At 57.8% G+C, this 8,301-nt stretch carries 7 protein-coding genes; 3 read left to right on the top strand and 4 right to left on the bottom strand.

Annotated elements, in window-relative coordinates:
• A partial coding sequence (gene mdtH / locus AAC083_RS16145; protein WP_108537137.1) for a multidrug efflux MFS transporter MdtH occupies positions 1 to 1,081 on the top strand: 1,081 nt, incomplete at its 5' end.
• A gap of 63 nt (positions 1,082 to 1,144) precedes the next feature.
• Here the strand turns inward: mdtH and AAC083_RS16140 are convergent.
• The 3 genes from AAC083_RS16140 to aspA all read right to left on the bottom strand — a co-directional run bounded on the left by AAC083_RS16140 (position 1,145) and on the right by aspA (position 5,318).
• Positions 1,145 to 2,230, bottom strand: a complete 1,086-nt coding sequence (locus AAC083_RS16140) for a porin (RefSeq protein ID WP_108537136.1) — start codon at positions 2,228 to 2,230, stop codon at positions 1,145 to 1,147.
• A 198-nt stretch (positions 2,231 to 2,428) separates the two neighbouring features.
• The gene (locus AAC083_RS16135) at positions 2,429 to 3,748 is read right to left on the bottom strand and encodes an anaerobic C4-dicarboxylate transporter (protein ID WP_108537135.1); all 1,320 of its coding nucleotides are present in this window, start codon (positions 3,746 to 3,748) and stop codon (positions 2,429 to 2,431) included.
• A 127-nt stretch (positions 3,749 to 3,875) separates the two neighbouring features.
• Positions 3,876 to 5,318 (bottom strand): aspartate ammonia-lyase, encoded by a 1,443-nt coding sequence (gene aspA, locus AAC083_RS16130; protein WP_042033718.1) that lies wholly within the window; start codon positions 5,316 to 5,318, stop codon positions 3,876 to 3,878.
• Between the two features lie 452 nt (positions 5,319 to 5,770).
• Between aspA and AAC083_RS16125 the strand changes: the two genes are divergently transcribed.
• On the top strand, positions 5,771 to 6,253 hold the full coding sequence (locus AAC083_RS16125; RefSeq protein WP_042033717.1) for an FxsA family protein: 483 nt from the start codon (positions 5,771 to 5,773) through the stop codon (positions 6,251 to 6,253).
• Between the two features lie 24 nt (positions 6,254 to 6,277).
• Here AAC083_RS16125 and AAC083_RS16120 read toward each other — a convergent pair whose 3' ends face one another.
• Positions 6,278 to 7,630 carry an MATE family efflux transporter gene (locus AAC083_RS16120; protein WP_108537134.1) on the bottom strand — a complete coding sequence of 451 codons (1,353 nt, stop codon included), beginning with the start codon at positions 7,628 to 7,630 and terminating at the stop codon, positions 6,278 to 6,280.
• A 233-nt stretch (positions 7,631 to 7,863) separates the two neighbouring features.
• Here AAC083_RS16120 and AAC083_RS16115 point away from each other — a divergent pair, with 233 nt between their 5' ends.
• Positions 7,864 to 8,157, top strand: coding sequence for a co-chaperone GroES (locus tag AAC083_RS16115; protein WP_042033715.1), 294 nt, complete (start codon positions 7,864 to 7,866; stop codon positions 8,155 to 8,157).
• Positions 8,158 to 8,301: the final 144 nt, after the last annotated feature.

Genomic DNA, 8,301 nt, shown 5'->3' with positions numbered 1-8,301 from the left:
GCTTGGCTGGGCGGCCGGGGTGGTTGGTCTGGCGCTGGGGCTGCGTCAGCTGACCCAGCAGGGGTTGGGGGTGCTTGGGGGATCGTTGGCAGACAAGTTTGGTGCCCGGCCACTCATAGTGGGGGGCATGCTGTTGCGGGCCGCGGGTTTTGCCAGTCTGGCCTATGCCCAGAGCGGGCTTGACCTGATCCTCTCCTGCATCATCTCGGGGCTGGGCGGCTGTCTGTTCGATCCCCCCCGGGCCGCCCTGGTGATCAAGTTCACTCGTCCGCGTCAACGGGGTCGCTACATCTCCTTGCTGATGATGCTGGAGAGCGCCGGCGCCGTGGTGGGAGCGCTGCTCGGCAGCTGGTTGCTCAACTTCGACTTCGAGTACGTCTGCCTGCTGGGGGCTGGCCTGTTTGTCTGTGCGGCCCTGTGCAACCTGCTGATCCTGCCGCCCTACAAGCTCTCGCTGCGGCCGACGCCGATCCGGGCCGGTCTCGGCCAGGTGTTGGCGGACAAGGCCTTCTGCCGGCTGGTGCTGATCCTGAGTGGTTACTACGCACTCTGGGTACAGGTCATGCTGATCTTCCCCATTCTGGTGAAACAGATGGCGGGCAGCACCACTGCGGTGGGCTGGATGTATACCCTGGAAACTGCCATCTCGCTGGCGCTGCTGTACCCTCTTGCCCGCTATGGCGAGAAGCACCTCAAGCTGGAGATTCGGCTGATGGCGGGCGTGTTGCTGATGACGGCCGGCATAGGGCTGGTGGCGTTTGCGACCACGCTGCCAGCGGTCTTCATGCTGCTGGCCTGCTTCTACCTGGGGATCGTCATCGCCGAGCCGGCGCGGGAGACCCTCATGACCAAGTTGGCGCAGCCGGGGGCACGTGGCAGTTACATGGGCTTCAGCCGGTTGGGGCTGGCGCTCGGTGGCATGACGGGATACGTGGGGGGCGGAGCCTTGCATGACTACGCCAATGCTCAGGGGCAGCCTTGGTTACCCTGGCTGGTGCTGGGGACGGTCGGCGTGACGACCTTGCTGCTGCTGGTGAACTGCTTTCACCGCGAGCCGAGTCTGGCGCGGATTAATATCTGACGGGCAATCAAAAACCGGCCGCAGGGCGGCCGGTAACAATACAGTAGGCAATTCAGGAACGGCTTAGAAGTTGTACTGCAGGGCCACGGCGACCACGTCGTCGGTGTTCTTGCCCAGAGTATTCATGCTGGTAGATCCCACTTCGTCCAACAGGTTGATTTTGTAATCAACATAGGCATTGAAGTTGTCGGTGAAGTTGTACCAGGCACCGATGGAAACATATTCGGTAGCGGTCTCGTCGATGCCACGGGCGTTGTCTTTCACGTCGGTACGCAGGTAGGCCAGAGACGGCTTGAACTTGCCGATGGTGTATTGGGCTACGGCTTCGTAGCCATCCATCTTCTCGGCATAGCCGTTGTTGACGAACAGGTGGTCTTCACCGTGGGAGTAGGTCGCAGCCAGGTAGAGGTCACCGACTGCGTACTTGGCACCCACGCCATACAGCTTGGCATCGCGATCGCCACCGAAAGCGGCATTGGCTACTTGCTCGTCGGTCTTGCCAGCCTGGTTGTAGGCGGTACCCAGGCTCAGGCCCATGTCGAAGTCATAGTTGGCAGACACGGCGAAACCTTCGGAAGAACCCTTCGGATTCCAGGTGCTGTTCGGGCCAACGCGGTTGGAGCGATCAGCGTTCTGCGGATCGTTGTTACCGGTGAACTGGGCACCCAGGGTCAGGCCCTGATAGGTATAGATGTACTGGGCCAGGCCGTTGGTGCGGCCGGTGCCGAATACTTCGGTATCTTTACCCAGGCCGTCACCGCCCCACTCAGCCAGCACGTCGGTGTAGTTGTTCACGGCTTTGGTGAACAGACCATCCTGACGGCCATAGCTGAAGGCACCGAAACGATCGTGCTTGATGCCGGCGTAGGCATAACGCAGTTCGTCGTTGTCAGAACCGGAGACCGGCAGGTTGTATTCAGCGAAGCCGAATGCTTTGAGTTCGCTATCTATCTTGGTTTCGCCGGCAACGTGCAGACGGAAGTAGCTCTGATCACCTTCGGAGCCGTTGTCATCGGTACCGTAGTACATGCCTTGAGCACGGCCACCAATCTCGAGTTTGGTGTCGTTCTGGTCATAGACGGTAGCGGCTTGCGCACCACCGGCCAGCAGCACGCTGGAGATGGCCATAGTCAATGCTGTCTTTTTCATTGTTCGTTCCTCTGGTGTAAACACTGTCGGGCCTGTGCTGGCCCTGTTGATCGGTTTCTGTTCCGATGCCCAGAGTAGATCTGCGAACCTTGATAGAAACTGAAGTGCATAAGGATTAATTAATGATTAGACGCAAAAGCCAGGCATAAAAAACGGCCCAAAGCGGGCCGTTTGAGGGTTTTTAGCATGAAATGCTGATCAGAGTATCATGCCGCCAAAGAAGAAGCCCAATGCCACGGCGAAAGCGATGGTCGCAGTGCCGGGGATGAAGAAGGGGTGGTTGAACACGGCCTTGCCGATACGGGTCGAGCCGGTGTCGTCCATCTCGACCGCGGCCAGCAGGGTCGGGTAGGTCGGCAGTACGAACAGGGCGCTCACGGCTGCGAAAGAGGCGATGGCGGTCAGCGGGCTGACACCCAGTGCCAGCGCAGCCGGCATCAGGGCCTTGGTGGTGGCGCCTTGTGAGTAGAGCAGCATGGCGGCGAAGAACAGCACAACGGCCAGCAGCCAGGAGTACTGGTTCAGCAGGTCACCGGCGATCAGCTGTATGGTGTCCATGTTGCTTTTCACGAAGACGTTGCCCAGCCAGGCCACACCCAGTACGCAGATACAGGCGGACATACCGGATTTGAAGGTCGGCATGTTGGTCACTTGAGTGGCATCCAGTTTGCAGACCAGGGTCATGATGGTGGCAGCGGCCAGCATGATGCCCATGATGGCTCCGTCACGGGGGATCGGCGGGTTGGTGATCAGGCCCACTTTACCTGAGATGGCGGTGGCATAGGCCATGACCGCTACGATGGCGGAGATGAAGATCCATACAGAAACCTTGGCGTAAGGCTTCAGCTCCAGCTTGGTGGTGCCGCGCAGCTTGATCAGTCCCTTGGCTTTACGCTCCAGATAGACTTCATCCTGCTCCAGCGGTTTGCCCATCAGGTTGGCAATGAAGGCGCCCAGGATACAGGCAATGAAGGTGGAGGGAATGCAGATGGCCAGCAGGGTCAGGTAGTCAATACCGAACGGCTCCAGCATGCCGGAGAAAGCAACCACGGCCGCGGAGATTGGGGAGGCGGTGATGGCGATCTGGGAGGCAACAACCGCGATGGAGAGCGGACGGGAAGGACGAATGCCCTGCTCCTTGGCCACTTCGGCGATCACCGGCAGGGTGGAGAAGGCGGTGTGACCGGTACCGGCCAGCATGGTCATCAGATAGGTCACGATCGGGGCGGCGAAGGTGATGTACTTGGGATTTTTGCGCAAGGCTTTTTCTGCCAGCGACACCAGGTAGTCCATGCCTCCCGCCAGTTGCATACAGGCAATGGCACAGATGACGGACGCGATGATCATGATCACGTCCCAAGGGATGAAGGTGACCAGTTGGTCGCCAGGAATTGCTACCCCCAGGCCCCAGGTCAGCACCAGCACACCCAGACCACCGGCAAAGCCGATACCGATACTGCCTATCCGGGCACCCAGATAGATAGCGGCGAGCACCACAAGTAACTCGATAACAATCATAGTGAACACTCCATTTTCCAGTTTTTTTAGGTTTTATTTGGCAGAAAAGCCAATTCCCGATGGGGCTGGGCAAGACCTATCGGGAACTGACTTTATGGGCCGGGATAAACCCGGCCCATTTGCTCGCTTATACGTTGGCTTCGCGGGTGTAGCGCTTGGCTTTGTATTGCGGGTTCATCAGGTTCTCGATGGAGAGAATTTCATCCAGCTGCTCTGCGGTCAGCAGGCCGCGTTCCAGCACGACCTCACGGACGTTCTTGCCGGTCTGGGCACAGATCTTGCCGACGATATCCCCTTCGTGGTGGCCGATGAAGGGGTTCAGGTAGGTCACGATGCCGATGGAATTCAGCACGTGGTTCATGCAGATTTCCGGGTTGGCAGTGATGCCTTCGACGCACTTCTCGCGCAGGGAGATACAGGCTTTTTCCATCAGGCTAAGGGATTCGAACATGGCCTGGCCAATCACCGGCTCCATGACGTTTAGCTGCAGCTGACCCGCTTCGGCGGCGAAGGTGATGGTGACGTCGTTACCGAATACCTTGAAGCAGCTCTGGTTGACCACTTCCGGGATAACCGGGTTGACCTTGGCCGGCATGATGGAGGAACCCGCCTGCATTTCCGGCAGGTTGATCTCTTTGAGTGCGGTGCGCGGGCCGGAGGAGAGCAGACGCAGATCGTTACAGATCTTGGACATTTTCATGGCCAGACGCTTGATGGCGCCGTGCAGCATCACGTAGGCGCCGCAGTCTGAAGTAGCTTCTATCAAGTCTTCTGCCGGCACATAGGCACGACCTGTGATCTCGGCCAGTCGCTTGATGGCCAAGGCTGAGTACTCGGGCGGGGTGTTCAGGCCGGTACCGATCGCGGTCGCGCCCAGGTTCACTTCCAGCAGCAGCTCCTGGCAACGCTTGATGGACTTGATCTCTTCACGCAGGGTGACGGCGAAGGCGTGGAATTCTTGACCCAGGGTCATGGGAACTGCGTCCTGCAGCTGGGTACGACCCATCTTCAGAATGCTCTTGAACTCCTTGGCCTTGTCATAGAAGGCGGCGATCAGCGCTTCCAGTGCGTGCAGCGTGGTGTCTGTGCTGTTTACCACGGCAACGCGGAAACCGGTGGGGTAGGCGTCGTTGGTGGACTGGCACTTGTTGACGTGGTCGTTCGGGTTGATGACATCGTAGCGGCCTTTCGCCAGACCCATGATCTCGAGGGCGATGTTGGCCAGTACTTCGTTGGTGTTCATGTTGACGGAGGTGCCGGCACCACCTTGATACACGTCGACCGGGAACTGGTCGAAGCATTTGCCGGTGTTCAGCATCAGGTCGCAGGCTTCTACGATCTTGTCAGCAATTTCAGGACGAATGGTACCCAGTTCGCCGTTCGCCATGGCGGCGGCCTTCTTGGTCAGTACCATGCCGCGGACGAATTCCGGAACGTCAGAAATCTTCTGAGAGCTGATCTTGAAGTTCTCGACAGCGCGCAGGGTGTGCACACCGTAGTAGAAATGATTGGAAACTTCTTTGGTGCCCAGCAGGTCTTCTTCAATGCGGACGTTCTTGATGTCGCTCATTGTAATGCCTCAGAAATCAGATTAATGGAAACGATCCTCACCGAGTGGTCGCGAGTTCCTTACGCACGGCTCATCCTGAAGCACCACACATCGAGTGGGGCAGGTGGAGGCTTTTTTGCCCCCTATAATTACTGGTGTCTACATTACCTCAATTGAGGTATCTAATATTAGACTTGGATCACTAAATTTGAGACAGCCTCAAATAAATTGTGGTCATTAAACTGAGATTGCAATCGAACGATTTACTTTGACAGAACAAGGTGTTCAATCACAGTCCACTTGGCCGTTTTTTCTGAAGAACCGGCGCGCTGTCACCCTTCAGACTTGAAAAACGAGGGGATACCCCCATTTTAATTCTCAAGGAGCTATATCATGGTGAGTTGGCAGCAACATTATTTCGTTGGCTGCAACAGACCTGAGATTCATTCAAGTTCACCCGCACTGAGGTTGTTATGGGCAAGTTATTTCTGTTGTTGATTGGTCTGGTGCTGCTCGAGCTAACCGTGATGATCGAAGTGGGCTCCGTGATGGGCGCCTTGCCAACCGTCGGCTTATTGGTACTGGCCGCCGTGATCGGGTCATCGCTGGTGCGCAGTGAAGGCATCAAGACCCTGCTCAATGCGCAGCAAAAGATGCAGCAGGGCGAGATGCCGGGTCGAGAGGTGATGGGGGGCATGATGCTGGCGCTGGCTGGCTTGCTGCTGATCATCCCGGGTTTTGTGACCGATTTCTTCGGTATCCTGCTGCTGCTGCCCTGGCTGCGCAACAGGCTGGCCGACAAGCTGGTGGGCAGCGGCCAGTTCAGGATGCAGATGGGCGGTTTTCAGGCACAGCGGCCTCCATTTGAGGCGCGTCCTGGCGAGGACGAGGAACCGCCGGGCGGCGCCAATCGTGGTGGGACCACCATAGAGGGCGAATTTGAACGTAAAGAATAAACCGCAGTATGGGTGCTGTGCCTGTCAGGGTTTGCCCTGATGGCACAGTCGCTCGAAGCGGTGGTGGGCATACCACCAGGCCAGTGTGCCCGCCGCCAGATTGGCCAGCAGTATCCCCAGATATATTCCCTGTTCCCCACCCAGTTCAGCCCCCAGCCAAGCCCCTGGCACCAAGAAGACAAACAGTCGCAACCCGTTGAACAGAAAAGATACACTCGAGGCCCTGACACCATTGAGCGCCGAGGCCAGCAGCATCACCATGCCCTGGAAGCCGTAACCTATGGGCACCAGGTGTAGATAAAGGATGATGAGGCGCACCACCTGCGGGTGATCGCTGAACAGGTTGGCGATGAGCGGTGCCAGCAGCCAGGTCAATCCATAGACGCCGAGCTGGAACAGCAGGGCGAAGCGCATGCAGAACTGGAGCGCCGCCTTGGCGCGGGCCGGGTTGCCCGCTCCGCAGTTTTGAGAAATGAAGGGGGCCAGCACGGAAGAGAGCGCCATCATCACGATAAGCAACAAGGCTTCCACTCTCGATGCGGCGCCATAGGCAGCCACTACCTCGGTGCCTAATCCGGCGAAGATGGTCATCAGCACGGCAGTGGCCAGCGGGTTGAGCATGTTGGTAAACGAGGCCGGTACGGCCACGTGCAGCAAGGCGCGCCAGTGAGCCAGCAGCCGTGGCCGGGGCGACAGGCGCCACAACAGCAAGCCTTCCCGATGGCGCAATATATAGAGGCTGACCAGCATGGCCATCAGCCAGGAGATCGAGGTGGCAATGGCCGCCCCACGGATCCCCCACTCGGGAAAAGGGCCTATGCCGAAGATGAGCAGAGGATCCAGCACACCGTTGACCAGTCCCGCTACCCCCATCACCAGGCTCGGGGTCTTGGTATCCCCAGTGGCCCGGATGGCGGCATTGCCTACCATGGGCAGCACCAGCATGGGCACGGTCAGATACCAGATCAGCATGTAGTCGTAGATGAGCCCGATAAGCGGGTCGCTGGCACCGAGCAGCCGAAACAGGGGTTGTATGGTGAGGGCGCCCAGCACAGAGAGCAGTGTAACCAGTACCACGGCCAAAAACAGGCTGTCAGTGGTGATGCGGGCGGCTTCGTTATGCCTGCCCTGGCCGAGTGCGTGACCGATGACCGCCGAGAGCCCAGCACCCAGCCCCATTGCCAACGAGGTCACCACGAAGGTAACCGGAAAGGTGAAGCTGATGGCCGCCAGCGCCTGGGTGCCCAGCATGCCGATGAAGAAGGTGTCGACCAGGTTGAAAGCCAGTATGGCGACTATGCCGAGGATCATGGGGCCCGTCATGCGCAACAATACGGACGTCATGGGGGCGGTCAGCATGGGATTGGGTCGGGTCACGGGCTCGTCTCTTGCATCTGGCGAATTACGTTCTGACTGTGGGCAGCGCAAATCCGGTTTCCTGACCGGGACACGGGCGATCCATCGAAGATATTCATAGTACGTGAAAATATTTTTTTTGTATTTGCCCTTGAAGGGTTAACAAAAACGCCCCACATCAGAGACATATCTAATTTGGCCAGGAATGGCCATTCCTCAAAGCAACACAGAGACTCATTTTGGGAGAGTTATCGATGAAAATTCGTCCACTGCACGATCGCGTCATCATCAAGCGCATCGAAGCTGAAGCCAAATCCGCTGGCGGCATTGTCTTGACTGGTACTGCGGCCCAGAAGTCCACCCGTGGTGAAATACTTGCCGTGGGGACTGGCCGAATTCTGGACAATGGCGATGTCAAAGCCCTTGCCGTCAAGGTAGGTGACAAGGTGATCTTCAACGAAGGCTACGGTGTGAAGACCGAGAAGCTGGATGGGCAGGATGTACTGATCCTGTCTGAGACCGACATCCTGGCGATTGTCGAAGCGTAATTCACCCTTTTCCCCGAATTGATTTAAGGACTGAAGAAAATGGCAGCTAAAGAAGTCAAGTTTGGCAACGAAGCCCGCATCAAGATGCTCGAAGGCGTAAACATCCTGGCCGATGCCGTCAAGGTCACCTTGGGTCCGAAAGGC

The organism is Aeromonas sp. HMWF014 (assembly GCF_963878295.1).
Lineage (GTDB): Bacteria > Pseudomonadota > Gammaproteobacteria > Enterobacterales > Aeromonadaceae > Aeromonas > Aeromonas popoffii.
The sequence above is the reverse complement of the archived record's forward strand: the minus strand, read 5'-3'. Positions and strand labels throughout refer to the sequence as shown.